General features: G+C 47.5%; 24 protein-coding genes and 1 pseudogene. 13 read left to right on the plus strand and 12 right to left on the minus strand.

The features are described 5' to 3' along the window. Nucleotides 1–13 precede the first annotated feature (13 nt). From rplV to HGO41_RS23810, 9 genes are all read right to left on the minus strand, one after another. Complete coding sequence (gene rplV, locus HGO41_RS23770) at nucleotides 14–346, minus strand: 50S ribosomal protein L22 (protein ID WP_004391423.1); 333 nt, start codon at nucleotides 344–346, stop codon at nucleotides 14–16. 14 nt (nucleotides 347–360) lie between these two features. Continuing rightward, the gene (gene rpsS / locus HGO41_RS23775) at nucleotides 361–639 is read right to left on the minus strand and encodes a 30S ribosomal protein S19 (RefSeq protein WP_004929772.1); all 279 of its coding nucleotides are present in this window, start codon (nucleotides 637–639) and stop codon (nucleotides 361–363) included. Nucleotides 640–653: 14 nt separating this feature from the next. Beyond that, nucleotides 654–1,478, minus strand: a complete 825-nt coding sequence (gene rplB, locus HGO41_RS23780; RefSeq protein ID WP_013573690.1) for a 50S ribosomal protein L2 — start codon at nucleotides 1,476–1,478, stop codon at nucleotides 654–656. A gap of 18 nt (nucleotides 1,479–1,496) precedes the next feature. Next, nucleotides 1,497–1,799: a 50S ribosomal protein L23 gene (gene rplW / locus HGO41_RS23785; protein WP_013573689.1), complete on the minus strand. Its 303-nt coding sequence runs from the start codon at nucleotides 1,797–1,799 to the stop codon at nucleotides 1,497–1,499. Beyond that, nucleotides 1,796–2,401: a 50S ribosomal protein L4 gene (gene rplD, locus HGO41_RS23790; RefSeq protein WP_013573688.1), complete on the minus strand. Its 606-nt coding sequence runs from the start codon at nucleotides 2,399–2,401 to the stop codon at nucleotides 1,796–1,798. Before rplD ends, rplW begins: the two co-directional genes overlap by 4 nt. 16 nt (nucleotides 2,402–2,417) lie before the next feature. Next, nucleotides 2,418–3,047, minus strand: coding sequence for a 50S ribosomal protein L3 (gene rplC, locus HGO41_RS23795; protein ID WP_013573687.1), 630 nt, complete (start codon nucleotides 3,045–3,047; stop codon nucleotides 2,418–2,420). A gap of 33 nt (nucleotides 3,048–3,080) precedes the next feature. After that, complete coding sequence (gene rpsJ, locus HGO41_RS23800) at nucleotides 3,081–3,392, minus strand: 30S ribosomal protein S10 (RefSeq protein WP_009639175.1); 312 nt, start codon at nucleotides 3,390–3,392, stop codon at nucleotides 3,081–3,083. A 234-nt stretch (nucleotides 3,393–3,626) separates the two neighbouring features. Further along, nucleotides 3,627–4,112: a type II secretion system protein GspB, cryptic system variant gene (locus HGO41_RS23805; RefSeq protein WP_013573686.1), complete on the minus strand. Its 486-nt coding sequence runs from the start codon at nucleotides 4,110–4,112 to the stop codon at nucleotides 3,627–3,629. A gap of 6 nt (nucleotides 4,113–4,118) precedes the next feature. Next, nucleotides 4,119–5,639 carry an ExeA family protein gene (locus tag HGO41_RS23810; RefSeq protein WP_112197971.1) on the minus strand — a complete coding sequence of 507 codons (1,521 nt, stop codon included), beginning with the start codon at nucleotides 5,637–5,639 and terminating at the stop codon, nucleotides 4,119–4,121. 198 nt (nucleotides 5,640–5,837) lie between these two features. On the opposite strand from HGO41_RS23810, the gene gspC reads away from it, so the two are divergent. The 13 genes and pseudogenes from gspC (at nucleotide 5,838) to HGO41_RS25975 (ending at nucleotide 16,916) form a co-directional block, all read left to right on the plus strand. Next, nucleotides 5,838–6,671, plus strand: coding sequence for a type II secretion system protein GspC (gene gspC, locus HGO41_RS23815; protein WP_013573684.1), 834 nt, complete (start codon nucleotides 5,838–5,840; stop codon nucleotides 6,669–6,671). Continuing rightward, on the plus strand, nucleotides 6,655–8,634 hold the full coding sequence (gspD, locus tag HGO41_RS23820; protein ID WP_013573683.1) for a type II secretion system secretin GspD: 1,980 nt from the start codon (nucleotides 6,655–6,657) through the stop codon (nucleotides 8,632–8,634). The genes gspC and gspD overlap by 17 nt, the downstream gene beginning before the upstream one ends. Nucleotides 8,635–8,637: 3 nt before the next feature. Next, the gene (gspE, locus tag HGO41_RS23825) at nucleotides 8,638–10,164 is read left to right on the plus strand and encodes a type II secretion system ATPase GspE (protein WP_013573682.1); all 1,527 of its coding nucleotides are present in this window, start codon (nucleotides 8,638–8,640) and stop codon (nucleotides 10,162–10,164) included. Then, complete coding sequence (gene gspF, locus HGO41_RS23830) at nucleotides 10,161–11,378, plus strand: type II secretion system inner membrane protein GspF (protein WP_014411537.1); 1,218 nt, start codon at nucleotides 10,161–10,163, stop codon at nucleotides 11,376–11,378. The genes gspE and gspF overlap by 4 nt, the downstream gene beginning before the upstream one ends. A gap of 12 nt (nucleotides 11,379–11,390) precedes the next feature. After that, nucleotides 11,391–11,846 carry a type II secretion system major pseudopilin GspG gene (gene gspG, locus HGO41_RS23835; RefSeq protein WP_013573680.1) on the plus strand — a complete coding sequence of 152 codons (456 nt, stop codon included), beginning with the start codon at nucleotides 11,391–11,393 and terminating at the stop codon, nucleotides 11,844–11,846. A gap of 2 nt (nucleotides 11,847–11,848) precedes the next feature. Continuing rightward, on the plus strand, nucleotides 11,849–12,370 hold the full coding sequence (gspH, locus tag HGO41_RS23840; protein WP_037035596.1) for a type II secretion system minor pseudopilin GspH: 522 nt from the start codon (nucleotides 11,849–11,851) through the stop codon (nucleotides 12,368–12,370). After that, the gene (gene gspI / locus HGO41_RS23845; protein WP_112152596.1) at nucleotides 12,370–12,759 is read left to right on the plus strand and encodes a type II secretion system minor pseudopilin GspI; all 390 of its coding nucleotides are present in this window, start codon (nucleotides 12,370–12,372) and stop codon (nucleotides 12,757–12,759) included. Before gspH ends, gspI begins: the two co-directional genes overlap by 1 nt. Next, entirely contained in the window at nucleotides 12,756–13,439 is a 684-nt protein-coding gene (gspJ, locus tag HGO41_RS23850; RefSeq protein WP_217244498.1) for a type II secretion system minor pseudopilin GspJ, read from the plus strand. Before gspI ends, gspJ begins: the two co-directional genes overlap by 4 nt. Continuing rightward, the gene (gene gspK, locus HGO41_RS23855; RefSeq protein WP_121019987.1) at nucleotides 13,432–14,418 is read left to right on the plus strand and encodes a type II secretion system minor pseudopilin GspK; all 987 of its coding nucleotides are present in this window, start codon (nucleotides 13,432–13,434) and stop codon (nucleotides 14,416–14,418) included. The genes gspJ and gspK overlap by 8 nt, the downstream gene beginning before the upstream one ends. Then, nucleotides 14,419–15,594 (plus strand): type II secretion system protein GspL, encoded by a 1,176-nt coding sequence (gspL, locus tag HGO41_RS23860; RefSeq protein WP_013573675.1) that lies wholly within the window; start codon nucleotides 14,419–14,421, stop codon nucleotides 15,592–15,594. It begins immediately after the preceding gene. Further along, nucleotides 15,591–16,049 (plus strand): type II secretion system protein M, encoded by a 459-nt coding sequence (locus HGO41_RS23865; RefSeq protein WP_112197973.1) that lies wholly within the window; start codon nucleotides 15,591–15,593, stop codon nucleotides 16,047–16,049. The genes gspL and HGO41_RS23865 overlap by 4 nt, the downstream gene beginning before the upstream one ends. A gap of 162 nt (nucleotides 16,050–16,211) precedes the next feature. Further along, a pseudogene (locus tag HGO41_RS25970) lies at nucleotides 16,212–16,370 on the plus strand (prepilin peptidase); the annotation flags it as partial. Between the two features lie 42 nt (nucleotides 16,371–16,412). After that, nucleotides 16,413–16,916: a prepilin peptidase gene (locus HGO41_RS25975; RefSeq protein WP_014411536.1), complete on the plus strand. Its 504-nt coding sequence runs from the start codon at nucleotides 16,413–16,415 to the stop codon at nucleotides 16,914–16,916. Nucleotides 16,917–16,927: 11 nt separating this feature from the next. On the opposite strand, the gene bfr is transcribed toward HGO41_RS25975, so the two are convergent. The 3 genes from bfr to HGO41_RS25885 form a co-directional block, all read right to left on the minus strand. Beyond that, nucleotides 16,928–17,407 carry a bacterioferritin gene (gene bfr / locus HGO41_RS23880; protein WP_013573672.1) on the minus strand — a complete coding sequence of 160 codons (480 nt, stop codon included), beginning with the start codon at nucleotides 17,405–17,407 and terminating at the stop codon, nucleotides 16,928–16,930. Nucleotides 17,408–17,492: 85 nt separating this feature from the next. Continuing rightward, complete coding sequence (bfd, locus tag HGO41_RS23885; RefSeq protein WP_112197974.1) at nucleotides 17,493–17,687, minus strand: bacterioferritin-associated ferredoxin; 195 nt, start codon at nucleotides 17,685–17,687, stop codon at nucleotides 17,493–17,495. A 146-nt stretch (nucleotides 17,688–17,833) separates the two neighbouring features. Beyond that, nucleotides 17,834–17,901, minus strand: a 68-nt coding sequence (locus HGO41_RS25885; protein ID WP_130634147.1) for an EF-Tu C-terminal domain-related protein, incomplete at its 5' end; no start/stop codon positions are given.

Raw genomic sequence — 17,901 nt, forward strand, 5'->3', positions numbered from 1 at the left:
AGTCTCCAGAGTCTCAGCGATCGGACACAACCACAGTAATGTGGCTGGTGCGCTTCAGAATGCGATCTGCACGACCTTTAGCACGCGGCATAATGCGCTTCATGCTTGGGCCTTCGTCTACGAAAATCTTCGTGACTTTCAGATCATCGATGTCAGCGCCATCGTTGTGTTCTGCGTTAGCAATGGCAGACTCCAGTACCTTCTTAACCAGACCAGCAGCTTTCTTGTTGGTATAGGCCAGAGTTTCCAGAGCTTGCGACACTTTCTTACCGCGAATCAGGTCAGCAACAAGGCGAACCTTCTGAGCAGAAGAACGAGCGTGGCGATGTTTAGCGATAGTTTCCATCTCTTCCTCCTACCTTAGCGCTTTTTAGCTTTTTTATCAGCCGCATGGCCGCGATAAGTACGAGTCGGCGCGAATTCACCCAGTTTGTGACCGACCATTTCATCGGAAACAAATACTGGTACGTGCTGACGACCATTATGGACAGCGATGGTCAAACCGATCATGTTAGGAAAGATCGTTGAACGACGGGACCAAGTGCGCAAAGGCTTCTTGTCACCGCTTTCCACCGCTTTCTCTACCTTCTTCAGCAAGTGCAGGTCAATAAAAGGACCTTTCTTGAGAGAACGTGGCATGGCTTATCCTCTAATTATTTTTTGCTACGGCGACGTACAATGAATTTATCAGTACGCTTGTTGCTACGGGTCTTCTTACCTTTGGTTTGAACGCCCCATGGAGTTACCGGGTGCTTACCAAAGTTACGACCTTCACCACCACCGTGTGGGTGATCGACTGGGTTCATCGCAGTACCGCGAACGGTAGGACGAATACCACGCCAACGAGCAGCACCTGCTTTACCCAGAACGCGAAGCATATGTTCAGAGTTACCGACTTCACCTAAGGTGGCGCGGCAATCAACTTGAACTTTACGCATTTCGCCAGAGCGCAGACGCAGAGTTACGTAGGAACCGTCACGAGCAACGATCTGAACGTAGGCACCGGCTGAGCGAGCCATCTGGCCGCCTTTACCTGGTTTCATTTCTACGTTATGAACCGTTGAACCTACTGGGATGTTGCGCATAGGCAGGGTGTTACCTGTCTTGATTGCAGCATCAACACCAGATTGGATCTGGTCACCCACTTTCAGGCCTTTCGGCGCCAGGATATAACGGCGTTCGCCGTCTTTGTACAGAACCAGCGCGATATTCGCGGAACGGTTCGGATCGTACTCCAGACGCTCAACCACTGCAGCGATACCATCTTTGTTGCGTTTGAAGTCAACCAGACGATAATGCTGTTTGTGGCCACCACCGATATGACGGGTGGTGATACGGCCATTGTTGTTACGGCCACCGCTTTTGCTCAGTTTTTCAAGCAGCGGAGCATAAGGTTTACCCTTGTGCAGCTCAGGGTTAACCACTTTAACAACGTGGCGACGACCCGGAGATGTAGGTTTACATTTAACAATTGCCATTGTTCTTACTCCTCCGACTTACTCAGCGCCGCTGATGAAGTCCAGATTCTGGCCTTCTTTCAGGGTTACGTAAGCTTTTTTCCAGTCGCTACGACGACCAACACGCTGACCGTGACGTTTAACTTTGCCTTTAACCAGCAAGGTGTTCACATCTTCGACTTCGACTTCAAACAGTTTCGAAACCGCAGCTTTGATTTCCGCTTTAGTCGCGTCTTTGGCAACTTTGAGAACGATGGTATTGTTCTTTTCCATCGCAGTAGACGCTTTTTCAGAAACGTGCGGCGCGCGCAGCACTTTCAGCAGACGTTCTTCACGAATCATGCCAGCATCTCCTCAACTTGCTTCACAGCGTCAGCAGTCATAACTACTTTGTCGAAGGCGATCAGGCTTACTGGATCGATACCTGCTACATCGCGAACGTCAACCTTGTACAGGTTACGTGCGGCCAGGAACAGATTCTCGTCGACTTCGCCAGTTACAATCAGCACGTCTTCCAGAGCCATGTCTTTCAGTTTCTGTGCCAGCAGCTTAGTTTTAGGCGCTTCTACAGAGAACGTCTCGACAACGATCAAACGATCTTGACGTACCAGTTCGGACAGGATGCTTTTCAGCGCGCCGCGGTACATCTTTTTATTTACTTTTTGACTGTGGTCCTGTGGCTTTGCAGCGAAGGTTACACCACCGGAACGCCAGATCGGGCTCTTTACAGAACCTGAACGCGCACGGCCAGTACCTTTCTGACGCCAAGGTTTTTTACCGGAACCGGTTACTTCAGCACGGGTCTTCTGAGCGCGAGTACCTTGACGGGCACCTGCTGCATAAGCAACAACGACCTGGTGTACCAGCGCTTCATTGAAATCACGCCCGAAGGTAGTTTCGGAAACAGTCAGCGCGCTCTGCGCGTCTTTCACTACTAATTCCATTCCTATCTCCTCGACGTTAAGCCTTAACAGCAGGTTTAACGATCAGGTTGCCACCGGTAGCACCCGGAACAGCACCCTTGACCAGCAGCAGGTTGCGCTCAGCGTCAACACGTACTACGTCCAGGCTTTGAACGGTTACACGCTCGTTACCCAGTTGGCCTGCCATTTTCTTGCCTTTGAACACTTTGCCCGGAGTCTGGTTCTGACCGATAGAACCCGGAACACGGTGAGACAAGGAGTTACCATGGGTAGCGTCTTGGGTACGGAAATTCCAGCGCTTAACTGTGCCAGCAAAACCTTTACCTTTAGAAGTACCGGTAACATCAACTTTCTTAACGTCTGCGAAAATTTCAACGCTAATGTTCTGACCTGCAGTGAACTCTTCACCTTCTGCAAGGCGGAATTCCCACAGACCGCGGCCAGCTTCTACGCCAGCTTTAGCGAAGTGACCCGCTTCTGGTTTGGTTACACGGTTAGCTTTTTTGCTACCAGTAGTAACCTGCACAGCGCGGTAACCGTCGTTGTCCAGGTCTTTGACCTGAGTAACGCGGTTTGCTTCAATTTCGATAACGGTTACAGGGATAGAAACGCCATCTTCAGTGAAGATACGAGTCATACCCACTTTCTTACCGACTAAACCAATCATTGTTTCAACCTCTCAATCGCTCAATGACCCTGATTAACCCAGGCTGATCTGCACGTCTACACCAGCAGCCAGATCCAGACGCATCAGAGCATCAACGGTTTTCTCGGTTGGCTCAACGATGTCAACCAGACGCTTGTGAGTGCGAATTTCATACTGATCGCGCGCATCTTTATTGACGTGCGGAGAAATCAGGATGGTAAAGCGCTCTTTGCGGGTCGGCAGCGGGATTGGACCACGAACTTGCGCACCAGTGCGCTTCGCAGTCTCAACGATTTCCGCAGTTGATTGATCGATCAGACGATGATCAAACGCTTTCAGGCGGATACGGATTCTTTGGTTCTGCATGAGACCAGAGCTCCAATTATTTTAAACGTAAATGATTACTCCTCAAACCCATTTCGATTGATGGGAGAGTGTAATCGTTCTTCACATAACCCCCATATCGGGAGTATTGTTGACCGGCAAGTAAACTTATCGGCCATCTGATTCTCATTGAACCAGGCCTACCAAGATTAGGTAAGCCCGCGCATTATACTTAAACACCAGTAAGAAGCAATCCGAACTACAAAAAAAATGCTTTTATTTTGCGCTCTTCTCTTCTTGTTGCTGTTCCAACATCGCTTTTTCCAACCACTCTTGTAATGGTATATCCGGGCTTCCCTCATCTAACTTCATGATTTGACTTTCATCGCTTTCGCCTGTCGGCGCCTCTTCCGGAGCCTCATTTTCCATAGATGAAGTATCTTCCAGCAGTTGTTCATCAGCATTTGTATCGTCATCACTATCGGCCGACTGACTAACAGCAGGCATCGCTTTGTCCTGATAGATGTAATGTAAGGGGGATTGCTTATAAGGAAGACGGGATTCTTCACTGACACCTATCCGGTAACTCTGCCAGTTAAGATAACTTATATGAAGATAAGCCCCTGCCATCGCACCAGCCAACAAGCATAGGCAACCTAATCCCAGAGAATAAAGGCTTTTTCTGAGCGGGCGATGCACTACCACCTTCACTTTTTGTTTGTTTAAATGGCTTGTGTAAGCCGATAAATGAATGTTTTGCATTTTAACCTAGAGCTCTTCTTCTGTAAGCAGCACGGGCATGTTGCCGGTACGTTTAGCGATTTGCATCAGTGTGCCCTTACCTACCCTTCCATCAACAATAAGACCTTCCCGTTGTTGGAATAATTTAACCTTCCTGATCAAATCTTTGTCCCACTGACCCGTTTTACCGAATGGCAGGTTCAGGATTTTGCTCAGTGTCATATCTAACCAAGCGGTGTCAGCTTCAGGGCTTGTATTGTTGATGGCGTTTTTACCGCTCGGAGTCTGCGGAAATAGCTGGATATATTCGCCACCCCAAACTTCGTTAAACCAGCTGCGCTGAACCGTCCACGTCTCATCTTTAATAAGAATATCTAACTCCTCATCAGTGACCTTCACAACGGTAGCGTACACGGTCTGTTTATCTGCTGTAATCGGACTTAACCAGGGAATTCCGTCCTGGACTAAGGTCTCTAAGGTTGCCTTACCCTTTTTACAGGTGAGCTGTGCACGGACGGCCTGATCACAGAACGCATCATTAGTTGGCACGTCATAACCCCACACCTGAAAGAGCTGACGCATTCCGTTACGCTCGTTACTTCCAACATCACTCAGTTTTTTGGCCGCAGCAGGGATTTCATGCAGCCTTTCGGAAAACGTCGCCAACAGCGGCAGGTATGGCTTTACATAACCTAAATAAGTCCATCCCAAAACACTGCCCAAAAGCATGTAACACGCAATGAGAAACGTGAGACATTTCCTTTTGCCAAGCGTCAGTCCTCGGGCTTCGAGGCAGACTTTCATTTGCCGATAAGTGACTGACTGTGTTTTTTCTGCATATGCGCTGTTAAGTGAATCTGTTGCCAGTTCATTAATAAGCCGAAACCGCCCACCAGCAGCACTGTGCAACAATTTGACGAGTGGTTTGTTAAAAAGGGTTGGCTCCCCTCCGGCTGATTGCATCCTTTGGGACAGATAGTCCGAGGTTTCTGCGAGACTCATTGGAGACAGAGAGTAAACCGCATGTGGTAGCCCCATCTTATGGTGCCTGCCGCGGCCTTTACTCCCCTTATGTTCTTCTACTAGCAGGAATGAGACACGCAGAGATTGCGGATAAGTTTTGAATGTACGTAAAAACTCATAACTTTCTGGCGTGAGGTTTTCAGCATTATCGATCACGACCAACCAGGGCTCTGTGGGGTCCTCATTGTGGACAAAGGATTCTGCAATTCGCATAGTGAGAATCGAGGCTGGTAATGTTTGCCATTTCTTTAAATGAAAACAAAAGGCTAGTAATTGTCCAAGGCTTTCACTGTCTGCGCCATTCAAAGACGCTGCACTTAAATTCAATACCCGGCATTGACTTTTTCTGGCAATCTCGTGCGCCAGTCGCGTTTTACCAACACCTTTGTTACCATCGATTATCGCGATACCTCCCTGATTCAACTTCTGCAGAATAAAATCCTGAGCGGCCAACAAACGTATATTATTGAAATAATTACCTTCCAAAAAGGGAAGCGTGACAAAATTAAAGTAATCGCGGTACATACCGATACCCATAACCATTTATACATTCAATGAATGTTTTTAAATAAAAAACCGAAAGAGGAATAAATCTGAAAATCAAGAAACACAACCTCATTCGTATTGAACATGTATTAATGTGAATCAATGTTTTTCTGCGTATAATATAGCCTAATAAGTAACCCACTGGAATAACGAAAGCACAAGGGAATGATCCAATACATGTATGCCATCTGGAATAAAGGGCATCGGCCAAATATATCATTGAAGACAGGAATACTTATTGTCATTACATTCATACTCACAATGATTTGTTGCTCAACAATCGCTTTTACTGTGCTAAATAGCAGGGAAAGTTTTGGGTTCCTGCCCAAGACCTCCACCGACGCCAAAATTTTTATCAATATACCCGGCACACTATTTGAAAAACGCAGAAATGCAGTGATTAAAGAGGTAACTCGATCACCAGCGACTAGCGTTAAGCTTCCCTTATTCCTTAAGGGAGTTCTGACAAGTACTGACAGTCGGCGCTCACTGGCTATTCTTCAAGGACCGACGGGTCAGCATAGTTACCGTGAAGGTGAAAAGCTTGCTGATGTGGAAAACGCTTACTTGCAGTCAGTAAAACCAGACGAAGTTTTAATACGCACCCCCAAGGGAACAGCGATTTTATACCTCAGTGATAAAGCTCAGGATAATAAACGCCCAGAACCACAAAAACAGAGGGCAAACAAAGAACACGCAAAATACTTAATGCATTATTTAGTTGCCAACCCCGTATATAAAGATGAGAAACTTACAGGTTATAGATTCAATCCCAAAACGAGCCGCAATGTTTATCTTAGAGCGGGACTTATTCCAGGCGAGTTCGTCATCAAAATAAATGGGCAATCTCTCGACGACACTGCAACAGCAGATAAATACATTGAACAACTGGCAAGCCTGAGGGATGTACAACTTACCGTTCTGAGAGAAAATCAACTTCAGAATATCTATATAAATCTAGCCACTATCGAAACATCGTTGGATACAGAAAGTCATGAAGAAGTTCATTAACTCTCTCCTAGTAAAGGCATGCATATTATTTGCCACCCTTCCAGGGATTGTACACGCGGAAGAGTTTACTGCGAGCTTTAAAGGCACGGATATTAAAGAGTTTATTGATACGGTAAGTAAAAATCTGAATAAAACTATCCTTATCGATCCCTCCGTGCAGGGAACTGTTTCTGTCAGAAGTTATGATGTTTTGAATGAAGAACAATACTATCAATTTTTTCTCAGCGTGCTGGATGTCTATGGTTTTGCTGTGATCCCCATGGACAACGGGCTACTGAAGGTCGTGCGTTCAGCGAATGCCAAAATGTCTGGCGTGCCCGTTGCAGACAAAAACAACCCCGGCAAGGGAGATGAAATTATCACCCGCGTCGTAACGCTTCTTAATGTGCCGGTCAGAGAGTTAGCACCTTTGCTTCGCCAGATGAATGACAGTACCGGAGTAGGGAATGTTGTTCATTACGAACCCTCCAATGTTTTGCTTCTGACGGGCCGGGCATCGGTGGTCAACCGGCTTATTAAGCTTGTCGAACGCGTTGACGCGATGGGTGACCAGCAAAGGCAAACCATTAAACTAAAATATGCTTCTGCCCCGGAAATGGCTGAGATGATGAACAACCTGGTTCGCGAGGAATCTAAAGGACAATCATCGTCCATATTACAAGCCAAAATCGTCGCGGATGAGAGAACCAATACCCTAATCATCAGCGGGCCAGAAGGTGTGCGCAGCCGCGCAGCAAAACTGGTTAGTCAGCTTGATAAAGACCAGTCATCTCAGGGCAATACGCGTGTTTTCTATCTGAAATATGCCAAAGCGGAAAAAATCGTTCCCGTACTTACTGGCATCACAGAAGAGATGAAAGAAGGCAAAACAGCTCAGCCTTCCGGCGCGTCTAACAAGCCGATGAGCATCACTGCAGATGAACAAACAAACTCCATCGTCATTACTGCACAGCAGGATGTGATGCAGTCACTCGAACAGGTCATCACCAAGCTCGATATCCGCCGTGCACAGGTGTTAGTCGAAGCCATTATTGTCGAAGTACAGGATGGCAACGGGCTTAATCTGGGTATCCAGTGGAGCAACAACCAGGTTGGTGGAACACAATTTACCGGAACCGGCGCGCCAATATCGACCGTTGCGGCCGGAGTTCGCCAGTACAAAAAAGAGGGCATTATCAGCAGCGATAATCCTCTGAGCAGCACTTTGCAGACCTTCAATGGCATGACCGCAGGCTTCTTTAGCGGTGACTGGAATGTCTTACTCACTGCGTTATCCACCAGTAATAAAAACGATATTCTTGCCACCCCAAGCATTGTCACTCTCGATAATAAAGAAGCCTCATTCAACGTCGGTCAGGAAGTCCCCTCCCTGTCCGGCTCACAAACTACATCTGGCGATAACATTTATAGCAGCGTGGTTTACAAAACCGTCGGCACAAAATTAAAAGTCACTCCGCAGATCAATGAAGGTGACTCTGTGCTGATGGAAATCGAACAGGAAGTTTCCAGCGTTGATACTTCAACTAACTCTAGTCTTGGTCCGACCTTCAATACCCGCACCATTTCCAATGCCGTGCTGGTTCGTACGGGTGAAACTGTAGTCCTGGGCGGTTTGCTGGATGACAGTACCAAAGAAACCAAATCCAAAGTTCCTCTGTTGGGTGATATTCCGTGGATAGGCAATTTGTTCCGCTATACCAGCACTGAATCAGCAAAACGTAATCTGATGGTGTTTATCAGGCCGACCATTATTCGTGATGATGAGGTTTACTCTTCCATTTCCAATAAGAAATATTCGCACTTTCAAAAAATTCAAAAAACGCGTCAGGATGAGGACCATCAGGATCTGCTCACGCCAAATACCCGTTCTATTTTGCCTGACTATCCTGGGAACAATGTGCCAAAAGCATCCATATCCACCACGCCTGATGACGGCAAACCTCGTAATCCGTTTAGTGGATAAGCCATGAACAGTGATAACGAAGTGCTATATAGACCCGTTGTGGAACAAGCCTCCCCTGTTCTGCCTTATACCTACGCCAAACAAAAAGGCGTAACGCTGCTTGATAACGTACTTTTTTGCCGACAGGACATTTCAGCGGAAACACTGCTCGAAGTACGTCGGATCATGGGTGAAATAACGGCGGTCGAAATAGTGGAAACGACATTGTTCGATGAAAAGTTATCAGCAACCTACCAGCGTAGCAGCGGCGAGTCACAACAAATCATTGATGATATCGATAACGAGGTCGATCTTCTGTCTTTGTCTGAGGAATTACCTGATAACGAAGACTTACTGGCCAGTGATGAAAATTCGCCGATCATCCGTCTGATTAATGCGGTGCTTTCTGAAGCAGTCAAAGAGGGTGCTTCGGATATCCATATCGAAACCTTCGAACGCATGCTCAGTATCCGGTTTCGTATCGATGGCGTCTTACGGCAAATCCTGCAACCGGCTCGCAAGCTGGCACCGTTCTTGGTATCGCGCATCAAGGTGATGGCGAAACTGGATATCGCTGAAAAACGTTTACCTCAGGATGGTCGCATTTCGTTACGTATCGGTCACCGGGCGATTGATATCCGCGTATCGACCATTCCAGCTCAATATGGTGAGCGTGTGGTGATGCGCCTTTTGGATAAAAATAATTTATGTCTTGAGATTCCACAACTTGGTCTGTCTCCACAGGACGAACAACAGCTATCGGCATTAATCCGTAAACCTCACGGGATCATTCTGGTCACCGGGCCGACCGGTTCAGGTAAAAGCACGACTCTGTACGCAGTTCTTTCTGCACTCAACAATAACGAGCGTAACATTCTTACTGTCGAAGACCCGATTGAGTATGAACTGGAGGGCGTGGGGCAAACGCAAGTTAACCCCCGTGTAGAAATGACATTTGCGCTCGGTTTGCGGGCGATTTTGCGTCAGGACCCGGATGTAGTCATGGTCGGTGAGATCCGCGACAATGAAACAGCTCAAATCGCGGTGCAGGCTTCACTGACCGGCCATCTGGTGATGTCAACATTGCATACAAATAGTGCCGTCGGTGCCATTACCCGTTTACGGGATATGGGTCTGGAGCCCTTCCTTCTCGCCTCCTCATTATTAGGCGTGGTGGCTCAGCGACTCGTGCGACGCCTTTGCCCGCATTGTACCCGACAGTCCCCGTTAGATGTGTCTCACATTCCTTTATTCCACTTTCTGCCTGAACCACCAGCCACTGTTTTTAAAGCCGTCGGATGTTCTCAATGCCATTTCACGGGCTATAAAGGCAGGGCGGCTATCCACGAATGCATGGTTGTTGATAACGCTATACGTCAGGCTATTCATGAGAATCAGGATGAATTTTCCATTGAGAACATTCATCGCAAAACTGCCCGAAGCTTGCGGGAAAATGGACTGCTTAAAACCATTAGCGGCGAGACTACGCTGGAAGAAGTGATCAGAGTTACTGCCGAACAAGAGATAGCGACACGGGGAACGCCCTCATGAGCCGCTTCGCCTTTCATGCAATCACCCCGACGGGCAAGACGCAGCGAGGAGTAATTGATGCCGATTCTCTCCGCCTGGCGCGCCAGATTGTCCGCGAGCGGGGTTTAACGCTTCTTGAAATAAAGCAGGTGGGCAACTCGCTGACAACTCTAAATAGTAAAAATAAAGGATTGAAAACGCGTGTCCCTTCACATGCCATTTCACTATTCTCACGTCAGCTCGCCACATTAACCAATGCAGCCCTGCCCGTAGAAGCCGCACTTGCCGTTATTGCCCGCCAAACCGAGCACGCCGGACTCACGCAAGTGCTGACCGCTGTGCGTAACAAAGTGGTGGAGGGACATACGCTAGCCGATGCATTATCTGATTTTCCTCGCCTATTTGATCCGATGTTCAGAACACTGGTCACGGCAGGTGAACGAACCGGACAACTCGGCACCGTACTGGAAAAAATGGCGGATTATTATGAAATCCGCCAGCAAATCAAAAGCAAGTTGTCGCAAGCCATGATTTACCCGGCCATGCTCACCATCATTGCCATTCTAGTGATTGTTATTTTGCTGGTTGCCGTCGTCCCGCAAATCATTGAACAGTTTGTGCATATGAAACATACGCTGCCCATCTCCACCCGTATTTTAATTGGCGTCAGTGGTTTCCTGGAACGTACATGGTGGGTGATTGCCATAGTGGTTATCGCTTTCATCGCTACCTTCAGGCTGGCTCTGCGCCGTAAGCATAATCTTATGCGTTTTCATACGGCGTTGCTCGGTGTTGTCGTTTTAGGGCCACTGATCAGGGCCATCAATAGTGCCCGATATGCCCGGACTCTCAGTATCTTGCAATCGAGCGGCGTTCCTTTACTTGATGCGATGAAAATCTCAACAGAAGGGATAACTAACCGCCGGATCCATTATTTACTTACCCAAGCGGCAGAACATGTTCGTCAGGGCAGCTCACTCTTTGCTGTTCTGGAACAAACCCGCCTCTTCCCACCCATGATGCTCTACATGATTGCTTCCGGTGAACAAAGCGGGCGTCTTGGCGAGCTTATGGCACACGCGGCAGACAATCAGGACAAGCTGATGCAACACCGGCTTTCAATGGTATTGGCGCTATTTGAACCACTGCTGATTGTCACTATGGCCAGTATTGTTTTATTCATCATCATGTCGATTTTACAACCGATTCTCCAGCTTAATAATCTGGTCAGTTAAAGGTATCATTCCATGTTAAACATTCAAAAAAATCAGTACATTGGCACTCAGAAGCAACAAGGCTTTACATTAATCGAACTGATGGTGGTTATCGTCATTCTCGGGGTGCTGGCAGCGCTCGTTGTTCCTAATGTAATGGGCAACAAAGAAAGAGCAGATACCCAAAAAGCCGTCAGCGATATTGTCGCCCTCGAGAACGCCCTCGACATGTATAAGCTGGATAACCATCGCTATCCAACAACCGAACAAACGCTTGAAGCCCTTGTAACCCTGCCCACGATCAACCCGCTACCTGCCAATTATCGTAACGATGGATACATAAAGCGTTTGCCCGCCGATCCCTGGGGCAACGAATACATGTTGGTCAGTCCAGGTGAACATGGGGCTATCGATGTCTTTTCTGCCGGGCCTGACAGTGAGCCCAACACCGCAGATGACATAAAGAACTGGGTTGAGAAGGATCACTAACCTTGTCCGCGGTCAAACAATCCGGCTTTACGCTGCTGGAAATACTGATGGTAATGGCCATTTTCGCCATTGCTGCAGGGGTTGTGGTCATGGTTTTACCGTCTGACAACTCACAAATCCAACGCGCTGAGCAAATGAAAACAGTGATGGAATATGCTGCTGAGCGCGCAGTGCTGGAAGGAAAACCGCTCGGGCTTTCCTTAACGGCCGGCGCTTATCAGTTTGTGGTTTTAGGTGGCACGCTAACGTTGATTCCACTAACACGTGAGCCTCAGTGGCAAGAAATTGAATCTTCCCGCATGCCTGTCAGCGGTGAATTTGCGGAAAATGAAACCCTTTCGCTCAGCCCTTTAGCCCTCAATAAATCTATCAACCGCCCACCACAGATTGTTTTTATGCCCGACGGAACACTTTCAGTCTTTGAACTCAGTTTTTCTTCCTCTGCATCTGAACCGGCCTGTTGCAGCATCATTTCTGAAGGACGACTGCCACTGATATTCAATGTCAGAAGGTCTGGAAAATAATGCGTATATCTTCAACGTGTAGTGTTAAAAATCAGCAAGGTATGACTCTGATTGAAGTAATCATTGCCCTCGGCATCTTCGCCACGGCGGCTCTGGCATTACTGAATAGCCTGAGTTCGCAAATGAGCGCAGTAGATCATTTTCGAACTTCTCTCTTTGCCAGCTGGGTTGCTGAAAATACGCTGATAGAAACACAGATCAAAGCGGAAAAAAAAGAAAAAAGACGAGTAACACTAGCCGGGCAGGAATGGTTTGTTGAACAGCAACATACCCTTGATAGAGAGAACAACATTAGCCAGAACCAGGTACGCGTTCTTCAGGTAGAAGATGCCCTTTCACCGATCCTTTCGGTGAGCCGCTGGACTCAGATAATGGCAGAGAAGCCATGAGCAGCCAGCAGCCAGCCAAACAACAAGGTTTCACGCTGATAGAAGTCATGATTGCGATGACGATATTTGCGCTTCTCAGCCTGCTGGCCTATCAGATCCTTTCCGCATCAGTTAAAAACAGTGAAATAGCACAAGAACACACGGCAAGACTGACCGTAATTCAGACTACATTTTCTTTGCTGGAACGGGATCTGATCCAGATATTGCCACGGCAAACCGATGTGGCAGGAGCTCTTTTATCAGCCTCTGAGACATCATTAAGTTTTACAACCATTGGCAGTTATTCTGCATCAGCCCCCTTGTTTGCCAGTGATCTTACACGGGTTACCTGGACATTTACCGATCACACACTGACGCGCAGCGCACAATCTCTTCCGTCCCAGCCACTGACTGATTCATCAGCGATAACGCCCTTTACCCTGCTGACAGGCGTAAGTTCTTTGCATTGGCGATTCTATTCCGGCGGCTGGACCAACAGCTGGAGCAAAACGGATTCTTTTCCAAAAGTCATCGAACTCATTGTCACGCTGGAAGATATGGGTGAAATACGCCGGTTATTCCTCCTGCCCCAAATAATTGAGGAGACGAAGGCAGAGTCAGCTGATAAGCCGTCTGAGCAAGCAAGTTCTGAATCCGCAGCTCCGGTATCCTTAAACGGGGAGAACACCAACGATGAGTAAGCAACAGGGTGTGGCGCTACTGATCGTCTTAATGATCCTTGCCATCATGGCTGCATTAGCGGCAAAAATGACGCTGCAATTTCAGGTCAGCCAGCACCGCCAAAGCTGGTTACTCAATCAACAGCAATTACGCTGGCTAACCTTTGCCGCTGAAGAAATCGCCCTGCCGAGACTGAAAAAAGAACTTACCGAAAACCCTGTTCAAAACAACCTCGATCAGTTTGCCGTTCAGCAAGGGCACTTCACCGGCCAGGATGGATTTTCAGTGGACTATATTATTGCGGATGGACAAAACTGTTTTAACATTAACAGCCTGCGTAATAACGAGCCTGACACGACGATAGAGGGTGAACCATACAATACGCAGGTACTGAAACAACTTCTTCTCGATGCGCAGGCAACATCCGTTGAAACCGAGCGGTTCGCTGATACCCTCAGCGATTATCTTGATGTCGATAACGAGACCCGAACATCCGGTGCGGAATCCGAGTATTACGAAACGCTGATACCGCCCCGCGCTGCAGCTAATCAACGTCTTTTTTCCCTGAATGAGCTGGCGCTGCTGCCCGACCTCCCTCTTCTGCCACTCAAAAAAATCCGACATCAGCTTTGCACTCTCCCCGAAGAGTTTCAGCAAATTAATGTGAATATGCTGACCGAAGAACAGGCTCCTCTGTTAAGCGCCTTATTTCTTGGCGGTATTAATCAGGAGGATGCAATCAGATTAATTTCAGCGCGACCGCGCAGAGGCTGGGTTTCTGTTGACGCTTTTCTGAAAGAGGTGAAGAAACAGCGTTTTAGTCTGGAAATCCAAAGCAGCGAATTAAAACCGCTGCTGACGGTACGCAGCCAATACTTCGTCCTCTATACGCTAGGCCGGTTTGAAGAACAGCAAAATGCTATGAGCAGTTTTGTGCAATTCAATCCACAGGATTCAAAAATCAAAATTTATCAACGTCGCTATCGGGTAATTGAGTAAATGGAACAACTTCATCTGGCCAACAGGCTGTTTATCAGGGCTGGTACTACGCCAGAGCACTCACTCTATTGGTTCACGGATAAGGCAGAATGTGACAACGATATCCATTGCCTGCCGGATACCGAACATTTATCAGAACTCGCCACACAACCTGCGGCACGTAATGTTTGTCTGTTCATCCCGGCCAGTGAAATAGTTTTCCGTCAGATCGCTCTGCCTCAACACGCAAACAAAATTACTCGCCAGATGATTGGCCATCTTACTGAAGAAAGTATTGCCAGCGATGTCGATACGTTGCATTGGGTTGAGCTTTATCGAGAAAAACAGACACTCTTTGTGGCGGGTATTGAATCAGATTATTTAAGAAACTGGCTTCGGCTATTTAGCGATGCAGGGCTGACAATAAGGCACATTTATATTGATGCCTTGCTGCTGCCCAGGCATGAAGAAGGCTGGTCGATAATGAAGCTTGATAAGCAGTGGCTCCTTCGACAGTCGGAATATTCAGGCTGCCAGGTTGAGCAGGTATTACTCGATACCCTACTTAAAATCGCAACGCCGGAGACATTACATTACTACGGAGATGAGAAATCGATTTCTGCTGGCTGGGTGCGCGCTGATCTGCCTTTTCATCCCCTGATTATGATGAAGAATAACTGTCCGTCAGCAGTGAATCTGCTGCAGGGCGAGTTCGCCGTGCGTAAAGAAGAATCCGTCTGGGAACGTCATCTGCTACGGGTGGCAACCAGCATGGCGATACTCACGGTGCTAGTGATTATCGGCGCCAAACTTTTCACCTGGTGGCAGATTTCTCAGCAAGAATCATTACTGAAAAAAGAGATGCTTGCACTTCATCAAACCTGGTTTCCGCAGGACAAACACACCCGTAATCTGAAGTTCTATTTTGAACAAAATATGAAAAAAGTGCCCATGGCTTTTCTTCCTGCACTGGCAAAACTCACGACTTATCAGGGGCAGAGCCCGCAAATTGACATAGATAAATTAGATTTTCAGCAAGAGACGAAACAGTTCACTCTGCAGATTACTACGGGTGACCGGGCGGCGATTGATGATTTCGTCGAACGGACCGAAAGCGATTTTCACTTTGCCATTTCTAAGTTAGCCACGTCATCAGCGGGTATCACCGCCACGCTAACTCAGCGGAGTAAATCATGAAACAGTGGCTGATGCTTAAAAATGAACGGGAAAGATGGCTGATACTGGTTGCCGCTTTTCTGTTGGCAGTAACTTGCATCTGGTACGGTATTTTAACCCCGCTCAACAACCGGATCGCCCAATCCCGTGCACGGGTCAACACACAACATCACCAGCTTGAATGGATGATTCAGCAAACCCAGCGTCTCGGGGCACCTTCCGGACTGCGAGTTAAGACAGAAAAGCTGACGGAAGCTATTAACACCTCAGCGGCAGGTTTATCCCTGCAACTTCCTAAGACTACTCAGAATGAGCGGGGAGTCGCCCTAAGCTTTGAGCAGATCCCTTACACCACCCTTTTACGCTGGCTTGAAATTCTCAATAAGGAATACGGTATTCAGGTCGTGGCCATCTCAATAGTGACAGGTAACGGACCAACAGGAAGCGTCAGTGTTCCTCAACTCACACTGCGTTAACGGGCAGATGTCATAACAAGGAAGATATTTAGCATGGACGGAGGATGGCAGCAATTGTCTTATATCACATCATTACCCGACGGGTTTTATCACACCTGCGTCGCTGTTTTGGGATTGCTGCTGGGCAGCTTTCTTAATGTCGTCGTTTATCGCTTGCCGCTGATGATTCAGAACGATGGTCAACTGACAGAGCATGGGTTTAATCTGAGCCTTCCGGCATCACACTGCCCCGCCTGTATACATCCGCTAAAATACTGGCAGAACATTCCGGTTTTGAGCTGGTTGTTGTTACGGGGGAAATGCCATTATTGCAAAACCACGATCTCTAAAAGGTACCCCCTTACAGAAGCAGGATGCGCCGCCATGTTTCTTGGTCTGTCGTTTCTGTTTACCACTCCCCTGAGTTTATTCAGTGCCTTATTACTGTTCTGGTTTCTTCTGGCATTAAGCCTGATTGATTTGGCAACTTACCTGCTTCCTGACCGACTGACACTGCCCTTGCTGTGGGCCGGGTTACTCGTCCACTCTCTGTACGGCAGCGTGACACTTCAGAATGCATTATATGGCGCGGTCGCAGGTTATCTGGCGTTGTGGTTTTTGTACTGGAGTGTCAAGTTAGTCAGCGGCAAAGAGGGAATGGGGTACGGGGATTTTAAACTCCTGGCAGCACTTGGCGCCTGGGTAGGCTGGCAGATGTTGCCATATCTGTGTATTCTCGCCGCGCTTGCGGGGATCGTTTTCACACTGGTAAGGGTAAGTATTTATAAAATGTCAGAGCAAACGCCTTTCGGACCCTGCCTGGCACTGGCTGGTGCGCTGATTTACATCAGCCAGGAGAGCAAAACAATCTGGCTGATGTTGAGTTAATACAGCAGAAATTACTGGGATTCTTCTTTCAGCTGAGACTGGATGTAGTTCTGAATGCCAATACGCCCGATGAGTTCCAGTTCGGTTTCCAGCCAGTCGATGTGATGCTCTTCATCCGCCAGGATATTAATCATTAAATCGCGGCTGACGTAATCGTGCACCGAGTCAGCATAAGCAATGCCTTCGCGTAAATCCTTCGCCCCTTCAAGTTCCAGCAGCAAATCAGATTTCAGCATTTCCTCAACATCTTCACCAATATTGAGTTTGCCGAGATCCTGCAGGTTAGGAAGCCCTTCCAGGAAGAGGATCCGCTCAATATAGATATCGGCATGTTTCATTTCATCAATGGATTCGTGATATTCGATACCGTTGAGACGCATCAGTCCCCAGTTTTTAAACATACGGGCATGCAAAAAGTACTGATTGATAGCAACCAGTTCATTTCCAAGAAGTTTATTGAGGTGTGCAATGACTTTTTTATCGCCTTTCATAGGTAACTCCTCCGTTCCGGTATCTAAAGCGTAGATCCGGTTCAGAGTAAGTCAAAAAAAAGGCACACTTTTTAACTAAGTATTTTTACGCGATGTTTTTGAAATCAGGAATTTGCTGTAATTCATCTTCCATTATTTGTCGTGCCGCACGAACACATTTGCCACATTGCGTTCCTACCGGAACAAAACTCCTCAACTGTTGGAACGTTTGCGGCTGGTAACGTCTGACTGCCTGTCTGATCGTTTTATCACTGACTGAATTGCACAAACACACGTACATATAAACCACGCTTCGCATAAATCTTGAACTAACTGTAAATGAGAATGGTTATTATTGCAAATGCAGTTTGAACGCTTTTGCACACAAATTTTAGGCAATAAAAAAGGGTGCCGAAGCACCCTTTTTTTGCTCTTAATTATCAGCGATTAAGCGATAACTTTAGCAACAACACCAGCACCTACAGTACGGCCGCCTTCACGGATTGCGAAACGCA

Origin of the sequence: Rahnella sp. CG8 (assembly GCF_023701875.1) — a bacterium.
GTDB classification, from domain to species: domain Bacteria; phylum Pseudomonadota; class Gammaproteobacteria; order Enterobacterales; family Enterobacteriaceae; genus Rahnella; species Rahnella aceris.